Source organism: Ruegeria sp. BA12, from assembly GCF_056539625.1.
In genome coordinates this window covers 58127-76576 of record NZ_JBQFVF010000010.1, presented here as the reverse complement: position 1 = coordinate 76576, position 18450 = coordinate 58127, and the positions used below count along the sequence as shown (strand labels likewise).

14 protein-coding genes are annotated in these 18450 nt (G+C 55.1%); 13 read left to right on the top strand and 1 reads right to left on the bottom strand.

All coding sequences use genetic code 11. The features are described from left to right. Window positions 1–716: 716 nt before the first annotated feature. Window positions 717–1370: a GntR family transcriptional regulator gene (locus ACR0B0_RS17110; RefSeq protein ID WP_170351617.1), complete on the bottom strand. Its 654-nt coding sequence runs from the start codon at window positions 1368–1370 to the stop codon at window positions 717–719. A gap of 213 nt (window positions 1371–1583) precedes the next feature. On the opposite strand from ACR0B0_RS17110, the gene ACR0B0_RS17105 reads away from it, so the two are divergent. The 13 genes from ACR0B0_RS17105 (at window position 1584) to ACR0B0_RS17045 (ending at window position 18401) form a co-directional block, all read left to right on the top strand. Then, window positions 1584–2669 (top strand): Gfo/Idh/MocA family protein, encoded by a 1086-nt coding sequence (locus ACR0B0_RS17105; RefSeq protein ID WP_480637911.1) that lies wholly within the window; start codon window positions 1584–1586, stop codon window positions 2667–2669. Window positions 2670–2757: 88 nt separating this feature from the next. Beyond that, the gene (gene dctP, locus ACR0B0_RS17100; RefSeq protein ID WP_170351613.1) at window positions 2758–3768 is read left to right on the top strand and encodes a TRAP transporter substrate-binding protein DctP; all 1011 of its coding nucleotides are present in this window, start codon (window positions 2758–2760) and stop codon (window positions 3766–3768) included. Between the two features lie 30 nt (window positions 3769–3798). Then, a complete protein-coding gene (locus ACR0B0_RS17095) occupies window positions 3799–4374 on the top strand; it encodes a TRAP transporter small permease (protein WP_170351611.1) in 576 nt (191 codons plus the stop codon). After that, the gene (locus ACR0B0_RS17090) at window positions 4371–5666 is read left to right on the top strand and encodes a TRAP transporter large permease (RefSeq protein WP_074736095.1); all 1296 of its coding nucleotides are present in this window, start codon (window positions 4371–4373) and stop codon (window positions 5664–5666) included. Before ACR0B0_RS17095 ends, ACR0B0_RS17090 begins: the two co-directional genes overlap by 4 nt. After that, on the top strand, window positions 5666–7558 hold the full coding sequence (locus ACR0B0_RS17085) for a bifunctional sugar phosphate isomerase/epimerase/4-hydroxyphenylpyruvate dioxygenase family protein (protein WP_480648839.1): 1893 nt from the start codon (window positions 5666–5668) through the stop codon (window positions 7556–7558). Before ACR0B0_RS17090 ends, ACR0B0_RS17085 begins: the two co-directional genes overlap by 1 nt. Beyond that, the gene (locus ACR0B0_RS17080) at window positions 7555–8391 is read left to right on the top strand and encodes a citryl-CoA lyase (RefSeq protein ID WP_254440267.1); all 837 of its coding nucleotides are present in this window, start codon (window positions 7555–7557) and stop codon (window positions 8389–8391) included. The genes ACR0B0_RS17085 and ACR0B0_RS17080 overlap by 4 nt, the downstream gene beginning before the upstream one ends. Beyond that, the gene (locus tag ACR0B0_RS17075) at window positions 8378–9568 is read left to right on the top strand and encodes a Gfo/Idh/MocA family protein (RefSeq protein WP_480648837.1); all 1191 of its coding nucleotides are present in this window, start codon (window positions 8378–8380) and stop codon (window positions 9566–9568) included. The genes ACR0B0_RS17080 and ACR0B0_RS17075 overlap by 14 nt, the downstream gene beginning before the upstream one ends. Then, window positions 9558–10232 (top strand): hypothetical protein, encoded by a 675-nt coding sequence (locus tag ACR0B0_RS17070; RefSeq protein ID WP_480648835.1) that lies wholly within the window; start codon window positions 9558–9560, stop codon window positions 10230–10232. The genes ACR0B0_RS17075 and ACR0B0_RS17070 overlap by 11 nt, the downstream gene beginning before the upstream one ends. Beyond that, window positions 10225–11415, top strand: coding sequence for a Gfo/Idh/MocA family protein (locus tag ACR0B0_RS17065; RefSeq protein WP_170351604.1), 1191 nt, complete (start codon window positions 10225–10227; stop codon window positions 11413–11415). Before ACR0B0_RS17070 ends, ACR0B0_RS17065 begins: the two co-directional genes overlap by 8 nt. A gap of 154 nt (window positions 11416–11569) precedes the next feature. Continuing rightward, window positions 11570–12484 carry a sugar phosphate isomerase/epimerase family protein gene (locus ACR0B0_RS17060; protein WP_170351601.1) on the top strand — a complete coding sequence of 305 codons (915 nt, stop codon included), beginning with the start codon at window positions 11570–11572 and terminating at the stop codon, window positions 12482–12484. After that, the gene (locus ACR0B0_RS17055; RefSeq protein WP_170351599.1) at window positions 12465–13874 is read left to right on the top strand and encodes an aldehyde dehydrogenase family protein; all 1410 of its coding nucleotides are present in this window, start codon (window positions 12465–12467) and stop codon (window positions 13872–13874) included. Before ACR0B0_RS17060 ends, ACR0B0_RS17055 begins: the two co-directional genes overlap by 20 nt. Next, window positions 13874–15655 (top strand): thiamine pyrophosphate-binding protein, encoded by a 1782-nt coding sequence (locus tag ACR0B0_RS17050; RefSeq protein WP_480648833.1) that lies wholly within the window; start codon window positions 13874–13876, stop codon window positions 15653–15655. Before ACR0B0_RS17055 ends, ACR0B0_RS17050 begins: the two co-directional genes overlap by 1 nt. Before the next feature lie 2113 nt (window positions 15656–17768). Further along, window positions 17769–18401: a hypothetical protein gene (locus tag ACR0B0_RS17045; RefSeq protein WP_170351595.1), complete on the top strand. Its 633-nt coding sequence runs from the start codon at window positions 17769–17771 to the stop codon at window positions 18399–18401. The last annotated feature ends 49 nt before the right edge of the window (window positions 18402–18450 follow it).

Genomic DNA, 18450 nt, shown 5'->3' with positions numbered 1-18450 from the left:
TGACGTGATTGGCCGATTTATTGAGGTTTTGGCTGTCGATTGAGTCAAATATCAGTGACGTTCCACATTTCCTTGTCAGGCGACACATAGTTCTGCCACCAGCGACAGAACCTTGCCATTTTCGCCTCACTTCCTTCATCCAGCACCTCGACTGATTTCATTGATCGTGACTTCCTTTTAGGAAAACCAGGTTTGATTTGCAGATCATACGCCGAAGGCGCCTGTTCCTGCTGATCTGCCACGTGGCGAACGCGGATGGGGGCGAGGCAATGCTATTCGACAATAGTGGTGCGGCCCGCAACCTAGTTTCGTGTCACTGCGTATCTTGGTTGGTCATTTTTTCTTTGTCTTCGACAGAAACAACCGTTTTCATGTTACTTCTGAGGGTGGATATTGGCGCAGTTACAGCGAATTTACACTTTGTTCGCGAAGCAGCCTTTAGTACTCGTTCCACTGAATGGCCACTACTCAATCAGAGATCGCTTCACATAAAACCGCTTCAAGGATGTTCGCGGTTTGTTATGGTGGTGCAAAGCAACCCTTGGTTGCGGAAGCTTAGCGTTCTCATCCTTGTTTAAACGGCTGCCTGATGTAGCGGGTTCGGATGTTGAATCATAAACTTACGGAATTCGTCTGGTAAGCACAGTAATTAAACTTGCCTTTCAGGTCCCGTGCCGCTGATTCAGGTGATGGAGATAGGCGGCAACAACAGCGAGCTACATAGCCTCCAGCGTATGTGAAAGACCGTTTCGGATGTGATCTACCAACAGCTTCTTAGCGGTGCCCGCGTCTCTGGCCAATGCGGCATCGAACATGCCCTTATGCTCCTTGACGGCCTCTTCGCCGCGATAGGTCAGCACGAGCATCTGATACCGCAAATACTTGTCGTAGATGATCGAGTGCAGAGACAGAAGGTTCTTGGAGTTGCAGGCCGCGATCATCGCTTGGTGAAACTCCCAATCATATCGTTTCCAGGTTTCTTTCTCGGACTCGTCGCCCTTGAGAAGCTGCTGTTCCATCAGGTGCAGTTTGTGGTGCGCGGCAACGAGGTTGCCTTCCCAGTCCGTGTCGCCATTCGCAATGGACAACTCCAACGCGTGGCATTCCAGCAGGACACGCAACTCTGATATCTCGGTCAGGTCTTCGCGAGAGACCGGCGTAACCAGGAACCCCCGTTGTTCCGGGGCTTCGACAAACCCGTCGCTGGCAAGCCTGTTCAGCGTTTCACGAAGTGTCGAAAGGCTTGCTGAGTAGCGCTCTTTCAATGCGTCCAGCTTCAGTTTGGAGCCAGGCTGCAATTCTCCAAAGATAATATCCCGCTTTATGCGCTGATAGGTGCTTGCACCTATCGTAGACGGCTGTTTCGCCATGCGTTTCACCCGATATTTTTAGATTCCTCCTTTAAATACCACTTTACAGAGTTATCAGCAATCCAATGTGATGTATGGTAGAAATAAAAATATCATACATTATTGTGGAATCGCAAAAACCCCAATACGGTCGAGTTCAAGTTGGGCAAAGCAGCTCAGTCATAAACATTGGTTTCGGAGTTTCCGAACCCTCTGGAAGGAAGCAAATTGTCAATGAACTTTCGCATTGCCATTGTCGGCATTGGCCTTGTTGGACGCCGCCACGCAGACGCGATCCGCGCGTTGCGTCATGTCGATCTTGTTGCGGTTGTTGATCCCAGTGACGAAGGGCGCACCTACGCTGCGGAGCATGGCGTTGCGTGTTACGAGACCCTCGAGGATATGTTTGCAAATCAGACGCCGGACGGAGCTGTGCTCGCGACGCCCACGACGCTTCACGTCGAACAAGGGCTCACATGTGTTCGGCATGGTTGTCCCGTACTCGTCGAAAAACCGATCGCCGTGGAAGCCTCCGCTGCACTGGAGCTTGTCCAAGAAGCGGAGAAGGCCAATGTGCCACTGATGGTCGGACATCATCGTCGGCACAATCCTTTGATCAAGTCAGCGAAGGAAGCCATTGTCGACGGGAAGATTGGAGATGTGCGCGCTGTCCATGCGAATTGCTGGTTTTACAAGCCCGATGAATATTTTGACGCCGCACCCTGGCGTAAGAAACCCGGTGCGGGGCCCATCTCGGTCAATCTTGTCCATGATGTCGATCTTCTGCGGTACCTGGCCGGAGAGGTCGTGACCGTACAGGCGCAGTCGGCTACCTCGCAACGCGGCTATGACAACGAAGATGTCGCCGGAGCGCTATTGACGTTTGAAAGCGGAGCGATTGGGACCATTAGCGTATCCGACAGCATTGTTGCTCCGTGGAGCTGGGAGATGACGTCTCAGGAATATCCAATCTATCCGTCGACCACTGAGAGTAGCTACATGATCGGTGGCTCTCATGGGTCGTTGTCTGTCCCCGATCTAAGACTATGGACCTACCAGGGTGAGGAAAGGGATTGGTGGATTCCAATTTCGTCAACCGCGCTGAAGAAGGGTTCCTCTGACCCACTGGTCAATCAACTCGGGCACTTTGTTGACGTTGCTCGGCACGAAGCAGATCCGATTGTGTCCGGCTGGGAAGGCTTCCGAACACTTCAAGTCATTGAAGCCATTCAGAATTCATGCAGGACTGGCGAGACTGTCAGGATAAGAAACCTTCAGGAAATGCAACAACAGAAATTGCAGGTAATGAAAAATATCTGATATTTTGCAAAAAATCTTGCAAAAAGTCCAAAATAGGTCAAAACTCAGAATCGGAAAAATGCATCATGATGTCTCAGGGAGGAGCAAAGTGATTACCAAACTTACCCGCCGGGCTGCTGTGTCAGCCCTGGTTGCAACCGGTGTTCTGTTTAGCGCAACAAGTGGTGCGCTGGCGGAAGACAAAGTGCAACTTCGCCTCGCAACATCAGGATCGGAGACCGACCAACGCTCGGTCGCTATGGCAGAAGTTTTCGCGCCAATGGTCGCCGATTTCGCAAGTTATGAGCCCAGCTATAATGGTACCATCTTCGCTCAGGGCACTGAGTTGGATGCTATCAGTCGCGGTAACCTGGAAATGTCGATCACCTCGGCGCAGGAACTGGCCCAGTTCTTTCCCGAGTTTTCGATCTTTACAGCAGGTTATGTCCACCAGGACGCCGCGCATCAGGTGGCTGTCTTCAACGATCCCTTGATGGATGCCTTCAAGCAAAAGGCCGAAGAAGAACTGGGCGTCAAACTGCTGTCGGTCATGTATCTGGGCCGTCGTCAGGTGAACCTGCGTCAGCCCAAGGATGAGTTGACGGTCACAACTCCGGCCGATCTGGACGGCGTGAACCTGCGGATGCCGGGCACCGATGCGTGGCAGTTCCTTGGCAAAGCGCTGGGTGCCGCACCGACACCAATGGCCTTCTCCGAGGTTTATACCGCGCTGTCGACCGGTGCCGTTGACGGTCAGGACAACCCATTGCCGACTGTGGTTGATGCCAAGTTCTACGAAGTGACCAATCAGATCGTCCTGACATCGCATCTGGTCGACCTGAATTATATCGCCATCGGCAAAGAGGTTTGGGACGGGCTGACACCGGAACAGCAAGCAAAGGTTCAGGAGGCTGCAGACGCAGCGGCTGAATCGGGGCGCCAGAAGCAGCTTCAGAAAGAAGAGGACCTTGTCAGCTTCCTGAAAGAGCAGGGCATGGAGGTCTATGAACCCGACCTCGCGGCGTTCCGCGATCAGGTACAGACCATGTATCTGGAAAGCGAGTTCGCCGGATCATGGCCGGATGGCGTTCTGGAGCAGATCAACGCTCTGGGCAACTAAGTTCATCTACACAAGGGAGGGAGAACCACAATGAAAGGCTTCATAAAGGGGTTCTCCCGATTGACCGAAGCGATTGCCGGCGGGATGCTGGCGGCAATCTTCCTGATCTTCCTTCTGCAAATTCTATTGCGCTATTTCTTCACCCCTGCCGGATGGACGCTAGAACTGATCGGCATCCTCTGGGTCTGGGTGATCTTTTTCAGCTGCGCTTTCATCGTGCGCGAGCGGGATCACGTAAAGTTCGACATCATCTACCTTTCGGTACCGATGCGGGTGCGCCAGGTATTTGCGATGCTGGCGGCCGCGGCAATCGTGGTCGGGATGCTCTATAGTTTCCTACCGACTTGGGACTACATCGACTGGATGAAAATCCGCAAAACCGCGACGGTACGTAATCCCTTTTCGGGTGAGAAGATACCGCTGCGCACCGTGTTCTCGATCTATGCCGTGTTCATGCTGGTCGTAGCGGCGCGGTATGCATGGCTGTTTTTTGACATCATGCGCAACGGCCCACCAAAAACCGAACTTGAAATGGTCGTGGGATACAACGTGGTCGACGAACATCCCCGTGTTGATGTGGAAGACGACGAGGACGCAAGCAAATGAGTTTCGAACTTCTTTCCTGCCTGCTCACACTCTTTGTTCTGGCAGGCATCGGGACTCCTATCGGGTATTCCATCCTGCTGGCGTCACTTATGTATCTGGGTGTCGCCGGTCTGGACGTTGCACTGGCGGGTGAAAAAATCCTGCAGGGTTTCTACAAAAGCACGATCCTGCTTGCCGTGCCTTTGTTCATCGTTGCCGCCAATATCATGAACGCGGGATCGATCACAGACCGGTTGCTGAACTTTTGCGTCGCGGCGGTCGGGCGTTTCAAGGGTGGTCTTGGGCACGTCAATGTTGTGGCGTCGTTGATTTTCTCCGGCATGTCCGGCTCAGCCGTCGCGGATGCTGCAGGGATCGGCAAGATAATCATTGAAATGATGACCAAGGATGGCCGCTACAGCCGAGGTTATGCAGCCGCAATCACAGCGGCTTCGGCGACGATCGGCCCGATTATTCCGCCTTCGATCCCGATGGTTCTGTATGCGCTGGTCTCAAAGGCGTCTATTGGGTCGCTGTTCCTTGCTGGCATTCTGCCGGGCCTGATCATGGGTGTCGTTCTTATGGCGATGAACTACTATCTGGCTGGAAAGCGGAACTTTGCATTGGAAGAACCTGTTCCGTTGCGCGAGTTGCCGGCTAAAACCGCCAACGCGTTCCCGGCACTGCTGATGCCCGCAATTCTGCTGTACGGCATATATGGCGGCGTCACTACTCCGACAGAGGCCGCCGCAGTTGCTGCATTCTACGCCCTGCTACTGGCAGCGCTGTTCTACCGCGCACTAACCTTCCGTGGTCTTTATCAAGTGTTCGTCGACAGCGCGCGCTCTTCCGCCGCCGTCGGGGTGGTCATTGGTGGCGCGTTCATTCTGAACTTCATCGTCATTCAGGAACAGATTCCACAGTCAATCTCGGCCTTGCTGGAGGGTTCGGATGTCAGCCCGATTGTTTTCCTGATCCTGGTTAACCTGCTGATCCTCGCGCTGGGTTGCGTGTTGGACGCGACAACGATCATTCTTGTGATCGTGCCTCTGTTCATTCCAACCTGCGAAGCGCTTGGGATTGATCTGGTGCATTTCGGAGTGCTGGTCGTCGTGAACTCGATGATCGGTCTGATCACGCCGCCCTATGGCATTCTACTCTTTGTGATCAACGCCGTGACGGATATTCCGCTGCGCGAAATCATCTCGGAAATCTGGGCCTTCCTCGCGGTTCTCATCTTCGCCTTGGTGATCATGATGCTGATGCCTGATCTGGTCCTGTGGTTGCCGCGTATGTTTGGATATCAGGGATAATGTGCCTTTCGGTTTCGACAACGTCGATCCCTGGTGATCTGGTCGAAAAGCTGAGTGCTATCGCTGACGCAGGATTCGGGGGTGTCGAACTACACGAACCGGATTTGACCGCTTTTGATGGGCCGCCATCGCAAATCCGGAATATTGCATCAGACCTCGGCCTGAAGATTTGCCTGCTGCAACCCTTCCATAACCTCGAAGGTCAATCCGGCAGCGGTCGGCAGCGCGCTTTTGCTCGGCTAAAGCGCAAACTCGACCTGATGAGCGAGTTGGGAACGGAATTACTGCTAATCGGGTCTGCTTACGAGGTCGATGCCGCTGCAACCGAAGAACAGGTAATCGCGGACCTTGGCGAGGCGGCCAAGATCGCGCAAGAGATGGGGTTGCGTCTGGCCTATATGGGCTTGCCATGGTCGGATCTTGTTCACTCGGATGAGCAGGCGTTAGGCGTCGTTGAAGCCATCGACAGCCCTCATTTGGGGTTGGCCTTGAACTCATTCTTCTCGCTTGCCGACGGGTCCAAACCCGCCCGCCTTCGGGACATTCCCGGAGAGCGGCTGTTCCATGTGCAACTGTCCGATGCACCCCGGCTTGAGATGGATATACGTCGGCTCAAACGGCACTTTGGGCTTCTGCCAGGGCTCGGATCGCTGAACCTTGCAGGTTTCGTGCGGGTGTTGTCCCGCGCCGGGTACAAGGGGCCTTGGTCTATTGCGCGCGTCAACGAAGCAGCTCCTCAACCCGGTGGCCGCACACTTGCCCGAGACAGCTATAGGTCGCTGGTGAACCTCTTGGACGAGGTGTCGCGGACCGAGCCCGGAACGAACTTTGATATCCCGAAATTGCCTGAACGCGTTTACGCCTCAGGCTTCGAATTCGTTGAGTTTACAGCCGACGAAACGAGTGGGACCCAATTGGCAGACATGCTGTCAGCAATGTGTTTTCGAATGGAGCGAAAGCACGTCAGCAAGTCCGTCGAGCTGTGGCGGCAGGGGGCTATCAACATCGTAGTGAATACCGAAAAGGACGGTTTTGCCCAGTCGGCGTTCCTGGGCCACGGCCCCTCGGTTTGTGACATGGGGTTGCGTGTCAAAGATGCGGATCAGACGGTCCAGCGTGCGACCGCGTTGGGCGCTCCGAATTTCTCGCAGCCCGTGGGAACAGGAGAGCTGGATATTCCGGCCATCCGTGGTGTCGGCGGCAATGTCGTCCATTTCATTGATGAGAAATCCGATCTGCATCGGGTTTGGGATATCGAATTTGAGCCGGTAGCAAAAACCAAAGCGACCCAGCCCGCCGGTTTGCGCCGTATCGACCATCTGGCACAGACGATGAGCCACGATGAAATGCAAAGCTGGCTACTGTATTACATCTCGACTTTTGAGATGGAGAAATCGCCTATCGTGAATGTGGCCGACCCGTCCGGCGTCGTGCAAAGCCAGGCCATCGAAAGCCCCGAAGGCGAAGTGCGCCTGAACCTGAACGGGGCAGTTGGTCGCCGAACTCTGGCCGCTTCGTTCCTTGAAGATGGCTTTGGGGCTGGTGTTCAGCACATCGCCTTCCAGTCTGACGATATATTTGAAACTTCAGACCAATTGCTCAACTCCGGCTTTCCCAGCCTGTCCATCCCAGAAAACTACTACGCTGATCTGCAAGCGACTTTCGGATTGGATGACGATTTGATCGCCCAACTGCGCCGAGGCAACATTCTCTACGATCGGGCAGCAGGTGCCGAGTATTTTCAGATATACAGCCGCCCCATCTTTAACGGCTTCTTCTTCGAAATTGTTGAACGCCGCATGGGCTATGCCGGTTATGGCGCGCGTAACGCACCCATTCGCCTCGCCGCGCAAAGCAAAATCCAGACCGTGAAAGAGGTGCAAACTCAATGACCGTGCTGGATGAAAACATGACAATGGATGAGCGCGCCGTTCGCCAATGGTGGCGCACATCCATCGTCGACATGAAACCCGGAAAGATCGCTTTTCGTGGCAATGCCATAGAGGACCTGATCGGGAACGTATCTTTCCCGCAAATGATCTGGCTGATGGTACGGGGCGGTTTGCCCAGCGACGCGCAAGCGCGCCTGTTCGAGGCCGCTTTGGTCGCAGGCGTGGATCACGGTCCACAGGCTCCCTCGATCGCGGCTGCGCGTATGGCCGCCACCTGCGGGGTGGGTCTCAATAATGCGATGGCGACTGCGGTGAACATGCTGGGCGACGTGCATGGTGGGGCAGGAGAGCAGTGCGCAGAGCTGTACTATGATATCGCGGCCCGCATGGATGCGGGAGCTTCACTGAATGACGCTGTTCGGGATGGCTTGGACAGCTGGCGTGAGACCTACGGCAAGATCGTTTCGGGCTTTGGTCACAGGTTCCACAAGCCCACCGACCCACGTGCACCCCGGCTTATGCAACTAGTTCGAAATGCGGCAAAGGAAGGCACAGTTTCAGGCCGGTTTGCCGACATTGGCGAAGAGGTTCAGGCCGAACTTGCCCGTCAACGCGGAGGTCGACCGATTGCCATGAATATTGATGGCGCGACAGCTGTGATCTTCTGCGAGCTTGGCTTTCCTGCGCCCTTGTCGCGGGGGCTATTCTGCTTGTCCCGCTCGGTTGGAATACTCGCCCATGCTTGGGAACAGATGAACCAGGGTGGTCGGAACAAAGGGCCCATGCCCCCAAATTACTTGCCCCTCTACGAAGACAGGAATGATGACACGTGAGACACCGAAATCCTTCCGGGTCGGCCTTATCGGCTGTGGTCGTATCAGCGATATCTATTTAAAAACACTATCTAAATTCTCCAGCGTCGAAGTCGTGGCTTGTGCAAGCCTTGATCCTTTGGAAAGCCGCGCCAAAGCGGATCAATACGGTGTCGCCAAGGCCTGCACGCCAGATGAAGTGTTTGACGATCCGACGATCGACTGCGTTCTGAATCTGACAATTCCGGCGGCGCATGCGGAAATCAGTTTACGCGCGTTGGAGGCGGGCAAACACGTCTATTCCGAGAAGCCACTGGTTATGAATCGAACGGATGGTAAGGCGATCCTGCACATGGCCTCTGAAAAGGGGTTACTGGTCGGCTGCGCACCCGACACGTTTCTGGGCGGTCGCTGGCAGACCGTTCGGCGCTTGATCGACGAGGGTGCTATTGGCAAACCGACAGGGGTTTTTGCCCATGTCGGGACCCACGGGACGGAGCGCCACCATCCCAACCCGGATTTCTACTACCAGGCCGGTGGCGGGCCCTTGCTGGACCTTGGCCCATACTACCTGACCGCGATGATCTGCTGTCTTGGACCAATTGACCGGGTCGCTGGAATGGCACGGCGGACCTTTGAGGAGCGTATGATCGAAAACGGCCCGCGCAACGGCGAATGGATGGATGTCGAGGTCGACACGCACTCCCTGAGCCTGCTGCAGTTCTCATCCGGAGCTATAGGGTCGATGACCATGAGCTTCGACATTTGGGACAGCGAAACCCCACGGTTCGAAATCTATGGTGAAAACGGAACCATCAGCATCCCTGACCCTGACCCGGTTCATGGTGCCAATGTCTTTCAGGGGGATGTCTGGTTGAAGACGCGAGACACCTCGCGCTGGTCTTATCAGCCCCGTCCAGCCGGTCGCGAAGACTGGCAGGTGGTCGAGAACAAACATGGGTTTAATGAAGACAGCCGCGGGCTCGGCCTTTTGGATCTGGCCCTGGCGGCACAAGAAGGACGCCAACCCCGTGCAAGTGGAGCGCTTGCCTACCACGTTTTCGAGGTCATGGACGCGATTGAACGGGCGCCGAAATTTGGCGCCTATCAGACAATAGAAAGCCGTTGCGTGGCCCCGGCGCCTCTACCGGTCGATTTCCTGAACACTGAGAGGAAGGAGCTGGTCCATGCCGATTGAGACACTCGACTTTGCCCAGCCGTTCTTTCGTGTCCAGCACATCACCAATGAAGACCGATTATCTGTCGAGGGCCGCGCCATTGTTCTGAGCCTTGGGGGGAGGGACTTCTCGGTCGAGGATCAGATCGTTGCGCCACTTTCGTCTGTGATCGTACAGAACAGCACCATCCAAAACGTGGAACGCGCAATAATTGTCCACGGTTTCGACGCCCATGCCGATGACAACGAGTTGTTTGCATGGGTGAAAAATACATGGCCATGTGCTTTTGATGTTCGCCAAGAGGAGCGTCTGCGTGGCGTCAGCCACTACATGTCACCAAAGGTCTTCGTGGGTAACGTCGGACTGACCATGTATCACTCGGGCTCGGTGCCGCTGAATGTTGGATTGCACAAGGATCATCCGTTCTGCCCGGTACCGGGGTTTCGCGAAGTGCATACGCAAATCGTAGGCTTTGGCAAAATGCAGCAATGCCGCGAACGGGACGTTGAAACCCTTTACCTCGAAGAATTCATGGCCCCCGGCACGACGCACAAGCCGATGTATGACGCTGAAGGCAACTATCCCTGGCATCAATACGAGACGATTACCCCCAGCATCTTCATGGCGGTGGAAATGCTGCCAGAAGGCGTACGGGCCCCGGAAATGGAGGTTCAGAATGGCTGAGAGACTTTTACCCGAAGACCTGAACTTTGACGGCCCTTTCCCCCGCTTTTCTCGCCGTTTGAGGCTGGGCGTCGTCGGCGGTGGACGTATCTCTGTCACGCAGGCAACGGCCGCGCGGATGACCGACCGGTGGGAGGTCACCGCAGGAGCGCTCAGTTCTGACGCCGCGCGCAGCAAAGCGCGTGGGGCTCAGTGGTTCCTGTCGTCAGACAGGTGTTATGCGTCCTTCGACGAAATGGCGCGGGCTGAGGCGGCGCGCCCGGATGGCGTGGATGCGGTCATGATCACTACCCCGAACCACGTCCATTTCGACGCGGCCAAAGCGTTTCTGGAGGCAGGCATTGATGTACTGTGCGACAAGCCCCTGACCAACGAAGTTGCCGAGGCCGAGGGGCTTGAGGAGATCGCCGCGCGCACGGGGCAGGTCTTTGCCGTCGGCTATGCGATGTCGTGTTTTCCGGTGATCCGTCAGGCCAAACAAATCGTGGCGGAAGGCGGCATAGGTAAAATCAACCAAATCCACGTCGAGTTCATGCAAGACTGGATGACGCCCGATGATGTTGCTGATGCGCCTCATGTAAAGTGGCGGCTGGACCCCAAGATTTCAGGCCCGACCAGTTGTGTCGGCGATATAGGCACGCATGCCGCGCATCTTGCCAGTTTTGTCTCGGGCGTGCCGATGACCGACGTGAGGGCCGAGTTTCATGTCTGCGGTGCGCCAAAGCCTTTGGAAGACACAGTTTTCATGTTCACCCGTTACCAAAATGAAGTCCCCGGAACCTTGATGGCAACACGCCTTGCCCCCGGAAATCGGGGTGGGTTGCGGTTGCGGATGTTCGGGAGCGAAGGCGGTCTTGAGTGGGGCTTGGAGAATTCGGAACAGCTGAAGTTCAATCGGTTCGGTGAGCCGGATCGTATCATCAGCCGAGGTCACGGGCACGGCATTGGCCCCGGCGCGGAACGTCTGGTCCGTACCGCGCGTGGCTTCCCTGAAGGGATTATCGAAGCTTGGGCCAACCTCTATACGGAATTTGCCATGGCCGTAGCTGCGCGTCGGGATGGCGTTACAGTTCCGGCCGATTGGCTTGCTTATCCCAGTGTCGAACAAGGCGCAGACGGTGTCCGATTCATTGATGCCTCTGTACGCTCTCACCAGTCCGGAGGCGACTGGGTCACTATCTAAAGCTTTGCCAAAACGAAGGTTAAACACGCCCGGGCCATTGCCCGGGCGTTTTCGTTTTCTGCTTAGTATTAAAAGTTGATATTTTAAAAAATATCAGATATTTTTTATTACGTGTGATGAAAATGAGATTCGCAGACGCTTGGAGCTGTCGTTCATGGTGAAACCCGAAGAGGCTGGCGCAAGCCCCTCTCTCTATTCCTTGGCGCATCTGACGCTGATCGGCTGCACGCCGCCCGAGTTGGTCTATATCGCCGCGCGGGCCGGTTACGATGCTGTCAGTCCTCGGTTCATTCCGATGCATGTGCCCGGTGAATTCACTCAATCTCCAATCGACAAGGCGCAGGTCCAGGCCACCAAAACTGCTCTCTCTACCACCGGCTTGAAGGTCCTTGATGTCGAGCTTGCGCGCATCACTGAAGATGTCGATCCGCGCAGCTTTGAGCCTTCTCTGGAGATCGGCGGAGAACTGGGTGCCAAGCGCATGATCATGAGCGCGTGGACCAATACCCGTGATGATCGTGATTTTCTGATCGACGTCTATTCAGAGACCTGCAAACTGGCCGTGCCCTATGGGCTGACGGTGGATCTGGAGTTCCCAAGCTTCTCTCGCTTGCGCACTCTGGATGAGGCGCTGGATATTGTCCGCGCCTCTGATCAGCCGAATGGCGGTATTCTGGTCGATACGCTTTATCTGCACCTCAGCCGCGTGGATCTCGGAGAGCTTCTGCACGTCCCCTCGGAGTTGTTTCACTTCTTGCATATCTCTGATTGCCTGCCCGGCATCGCCGATACGCGCGAGGGCATGATCCAACTGGCCCGCGATGCGAGGTTGTACCCAGGCGAAGGTTGGATCGATTTCAACGGCATCATCGAACGGATGCCGCCCGTCGACTATTCTATTGAACTGCCCAACCAAAGCCGCGTTGCCGAGTTGGGATATGAAGAACACGCGCGTCGCTGTCTCAGCCACGCCAAGCGAACATTCGGCGAAGCGCGGTCACAGCGCCGCACGCCTGATGCTGCATTTCTAAAACACCAAGAGGATCACCATGGGCAAAGAGCTCACTGAAAACGACCGCAACATGGCGGCCGATATGCTGGCACGCGCCCGCGCTGCCATGGCCGAGATCGAGGATTGGGATCAGGACAGGCTGGACCGCCTGTCTCAGGCCATTGCGTGGTATGCTGGGAACGAGAAAACTTTCACGCGTCTGGCCCAGCAAGGCGTGGACGAGAGCGGCATCGGAGATCGCGAAGGGCGTCCAGCGAAGAGATTCAAGATTCACATGGTACTGCGTGACGTCCTGCGCACTCCATCGACCGGTATCGTCGAAGTGGATGAGGAAAAAGGACTGGTGAAATATGCCAAACCTGCCGGTGTGATCGCGTCACTGATCCCCATGACTAACCCAGCGATGACACCACCGGTGACCGGCGTATCCGCCGCCAACGCCCGGAATTCGGTCATCTTCAGTCCACATCCGCGAACCGCCCATACCACCTTTGAAATGGTCGAGGTCATGCGCGCAGCTTGTCGTGCTGCCGGTGCCCCCGAGGACTTGTTTCAATCCATTCGCAAACCGTCGATCCCATTAACGCAACATCTGATGGAGATTTGTGACCTGACGCTGGCGACGGGTGGCAAGCCCATGGTCAAAGCAGCCTACAGCTCGGGACGTCCGGCTTATGGCGTCGGCGCGGGCAATTCTTCCATCGTCATCGATGAGACAGCCGATCTGGATGTCGCCGCTCAAAACACACGTATTTCAAAGACCTCCGACTTTGGGTCAGGCTGTTCGGCGGACGGCAACATCATCATCCAGCGCTCGGTTTACGACGATATGGTCAAGGCACTTCAAGCCGAAGGCGGTTACCTGTGTTCGGACGAAGAGAAGGCAATGCTCGAAGCGGCCATGTGGGATGAGAAGGGCAACCGTACCTTCCCGACTATCGCCTGTCCGCCTCAGCAAACGGCCAAGGTCGCCGGTTTCTCGATCGCCGAAGATCGCAAATTCCTGATGGTCGAAAATCAGGGGCAAATCGGGCCGCAGCACAAGTTCTCCAGGGAAAAACTGACCACACTGATGGCTCTATATCACTTCGACACATTTGATGACGCGCTGGAAACGGTCAGCCAGATTTACAACACCGGGGGCAAGGGCCATTCCTGCGGCATTTACAGCCACAATGACGATCACATTGACCGGTTGGCGCGTCTGGCTCCGGTCAGCCGCATGATGGTGCGACAGCCACAATCCAAGGCCAACGCAGGTGCCTGGACCAATGGGATGCCCATGACCAGCAGCCTGGGTTGCGGCATCTGGGGCGGCAACATCACCAATGAAAACGTCACCATGAAACACATGATGAACTACACCTGGGTCAGCCGTCCGATCCCCGAGGATCGCCCCTCGGAGCCGGACCTGTTCGGTGAGTTCTTCGGGCAGGAGGTCGCGTGATGGACGGAGCGAAACTGGACGGAAAAACCGTAGCTGAGCACATTGTCGACTTCCTTGAACGCCGTGAGGTGAAGCATGTGTTCGGCCTATGCGGCCATACCAATATCGCGGTTTTAGCTGCATTGGCGGAAAGCCCAATTGATTTTGTAACGGTGCGTCATGAACAAATTGCCAGCCACGCGGCGGACGCATATGCCCGCGTGACGGGCAAGGCCTCGGTGGTGTTGTCCCATCTCTCCCCGGGGCTGACCAATTGCGCCACCGGGGTCGCCAACGCCGCACTGGATTGTATCCCTATGGTGGTGATCGCGGGCGATATTCCTACGCATTACTACGGCAAACATCCTCATCAGGAAGTGAACCTGCATGCAGATGCCGCTCAGTGGGAGATCTATCGACCCTTCGTAAAACGCGCCTGGCGGGTCGACCGCGCAGATTTAATGGCCGAGATTCTTGAAAAGGCGTTCCATCTGGCTGAAAGCGGTCAGCCTGGCCCCGTGTTGGTCAACGTACCCATGGATATCTTCTCCGAGGTGATCCCGTCGGACAGTTTCGACCGTATCCGCGACAACACGCGGGCGCTCAGGAAACCGTCGATAGACGATGAAACGGCGCGTGAAATCATTGAGACACTGGTACAGGCCGAAAACCCGGTCGCCTATGTCGGCGGTGGTATCCTTCTGGCACAGGCCAGCGAAGAGTTGCGCAGGTTCGTGGAGCATATGGGGTTGCCCGTCGCACATTCCCTGATGGGTAAAGGCGCGCTTCGGGACGACCATCCGCTGGTACTGGGAATGACTGGGTTTTGGGGTACTGAATTGGTCAATCAGTCCTGCCTCAAGGCGGACTACATCTTTGCTGTGGGCACTCGGTTCAAAGAGGCCGATTGCTCCAGTTGGTATCCTGGTTATACGTTCAACATTCCCGGTTCCAAGGTCATTCACATCGACATTGAACCGCAAGAGATCGGCCGCAACTATCCCACCGAGATCGGCGTCGTTGCCGACGCCAAGGCCGTTTTGCGCGTCCTCAACCGGGTTGCCCGCGAGATGTATCCGGACGGTTTCAACCGCCCCGCTGTGGAACAGAAGATCGCTGAATTCCGGACGGATTTCAAAGCGCGCAACGTGGAAATGGCGACCTCACCAGCCTTTCCGATGATGCCCGAGCGTATTCTGGCAGATACCCGCAAGGCACTGCCCGAGGATGCCATCATCACCACGGACGTTGGATGGAACAAGAACGGTGTCGGACAACAGTTCGATATCCTGACCCCTGGCTCAATCCTGACCCCGGGTGGTTTTGCCACGATGGGTTTTGGCCCTCCGGGTGCGATCGGCGCGAAACTGGCGGCACCCGATCGTGTGGTGATCAGCCTGGTTGGCGATGGTGGTTTCGGTCAGAATCCTTCGATGCTGGCAACGGCCGTCGAACTTGATCTGGGCATCATCTGGCTGGTTATGAACAACAACGCCTTCGGAACTATCGCCGGCCTTCAAAAAGCGCATTACGGTCTGACCTATGGAACAACTTTCCCCGGATCAGCCGCCGCACCCGTAAACGGACCGGGCTATGCCGACATAGCGCGAGCCTACGGCGTGGAAGGGCACAGACTCAGCGCTGCCGACGAACTGTTGCCCGCACTGGAAGCGGCAATCGCCAGTGGCAAGCCAACCGTGCTCGATGTGCCAATGATCAACAACCCGACACCAACGACCGGACATTGGAACATCCTCGACATCTATTCGCCAGACAGGGATGTTTCGCACGTTGCAACCTAAAGCAATTTAGAGTGTGCGATCCGCCTATGCATACGGCTTTTGCCAGTATCGGTTAAACAGAAGGGCAATTGCCGCTGTGCGATGGCTTCAGCTTGATGGAAAACCTTTGAGTCGCAAATGGCAAGACTCGTGCGTCGTGCTTTTTAAGGGAAATTAAAAATCAAAGATTTAGATGTCGCCGAATGGCAAAACTATGTGTCGCCTGACATTTCCTGTTGAACGTCACACGAACCTGACCCAACCGTTACAGTTGGACCAGAAACGGGGTGAACGTTCGACTTCGGAAGGCACCCCCGATGTTGGACATCAATTGATTTTGGCCTCTGCGTCTTAAACTGACCCAAAATTCCCATTTTAATTCTCCCGCAGAGGGTTTCGTTTGATCTGGCTTCCCTTTTGGAAAATCTGGGCTGATTTGCAGATCAGACAGCGAAGCTGCCTGTTTCTGCCGATCTGCCACGTGGCGAACGCGGGAGGGGGCGAGGCAATGCTATTCGATAGGGGTGGTGCGGCCCGCAGGCATAGCCGAGGACACGGTCCTGTCTAATAGCGTTGCCCGAGGGGGAGGGCCGCGCCCTCACCCTGACGGCCAAGGGCGTTTGGCTTGTCCAAATCCCGCTGGCCCACGAAAGGAAGGTGATGGGAAAGAGGGCTTACCGCTATTTGCGATCGAACCCTTCTGTCAAACTTCAAAAAGTAATTGTGGCCACTTAGCTGCCATTCGCCGCGTTTGCAGCCTAGGCATCAATCTACGTCCGCTTTGTGCGCATCAGCGGGCTTTGTGGCGCAGGGAACTTCCTTGACTTTATGCTGGGTAAGAACCACAAGAGTGCATTGGTGAAAATCACTCGTCGTCGCAATGCTGCCGACTTCGACGATCCAATGGCCTTCAAAATAGCTGTAGCATGTACCCCAGCTTAGGAACGGGTTCCGCTGGGGTGTTCGAAACGAACTCGTTACTCGCAAACGTTCGCAGTTGTTTCCTGATGTTTTTCAGACGACGAACGACACATGAAAGAAGGCAAAACATGAACAATACTTGGCTCATAAACTGCGTGTCTGATGCCCGATAGGCCCGACCCCAGGCACCGCTTTAACCTGACTTCAATCAAACGTACGCGCGATGTTTCGTGTTTGATCTTGACATTTTTCGTGTTGATTTCGGGAACGCAGCTTTCAGCTCAGGTCGCGCCTGCAACCTCTCAATTGGCAGGAAATTCTTGCGGATCGGTTTGTGACGAAGGTTACGAAAACAGGGGCGGATCGTGCCTAAAAGAAAACGTACCTGAAAACGCATATTCGACAGGCAACTCCTATGGCCAAGGCTGGGAGTGCAACCATGGTTTCCGGGGCGTCGGGGGCATTTGTGAGGAAATAGAAGTTCCTGATAATGCCTACCTCGTTTCTACGGGAGACCGCTGGAAATGCAATCGGTTGTTCCGGCGTGTCGGAGAGGAATGTGAAGAAGTGATTGCGCCGGAAAACGGATTCGTTGAAACCCGATTTGGCGTGCAGGAAACACATTGCAACTGGGGATTTCGCAAAGATGGCCTGGATTGTGTTACAATAGATGTCCCCCGAAACGGCCACCTAACCGACAAAAACAGCAAGGATGGCTGGGTGTGCCTCAGAGGATTTAGATCAGTAGAGAGTCGTTGCGAGCCTGTAGCCATTCCGGATCACGCATACCTTGCGTCTGACACCTATTCTGGGTGGAAATGCGAGCGTGGTTTCCGCGCAAGTCGAAACACGTGCATTGCAATCATCGTCCCATCAAATGCTCATTTGAATCGAAGAGGTGATGGGTGGGAATGCAATCAACCCTTTAAACGTCAGAATGATACATGTGCTGAAAACTTGCCGTGACAATGGGCCGTTGAAATTCACCGTCGCCCTGACAGAGTAGGAAGGATCAAACTGTGACTCTAGACTCGGTTGACGAAAATCTGGGCAAAAGGCTCAATGCTGAAAGGGTTCGCCGCTTAACTTACGGCACCAAATTTTTTATCGCGTCAGTAGTTTTTGTAGCGGCGGTTGTCTTTGTAGTGTTTTTCTGATGCGCAATCGAACCCCTCAAGTCAGTCTTCAGAGCGCAAGGACGTCAGTTCTTGGTATGGAGCAGCGAGAATTTCAGGACCGCAGTGTTCGAGAGTCGCGAAATGCAGACGTATCCGGAGTTATTGAAGAAGAGTTCGGAAAATACCTGATAAAAGCCGGCCTTCTAAGCGGCAACAGCGTTGCACGGGCGTTCCCCAAGCCACCGGCTAAAACACAAACCATGATTGCTGACGCAGTTGGCGAAACACCGGCAATGGCTATCGAGGCGTTAAAGGAAATTCTTGAAGAACGTGACCGGAAACGCAGCGGTCAACGCCGTCTGGAAGGAAACTCCGGGACTCATGTTCCCAGCGAAAGAGAATACACAGAAGCATTGCGCCAAGTCCGGTTTACACCGGCGCAGGTTACGATGCTCAGAGCGCTGTCAATCGCAGGAAAGGAAGGTCTGACTGTTGGCCAGCTCTCTCAGGCAGCAGGCCACAAATCGCGCGGGGCATCCCTTAAGTCCTTCAAAAAAGTGGGGCTGTTAATCGCTGAATACCTTGATCTCGATCTTCCCGAAACCGGATCGGAAGAGAATGATGGCGCTGCTCAGATACTGGCGTTTTCTCATATTGAAAATGACGATGAACCAGCAACCTGGATCATGCATGAGGAACTGCGCGGCGCTGTTCGTTCGGAACTTTGATGTACGTACCAGCGCCCGCTGTCGAACGGGATTCCGAATCTGACCAAAA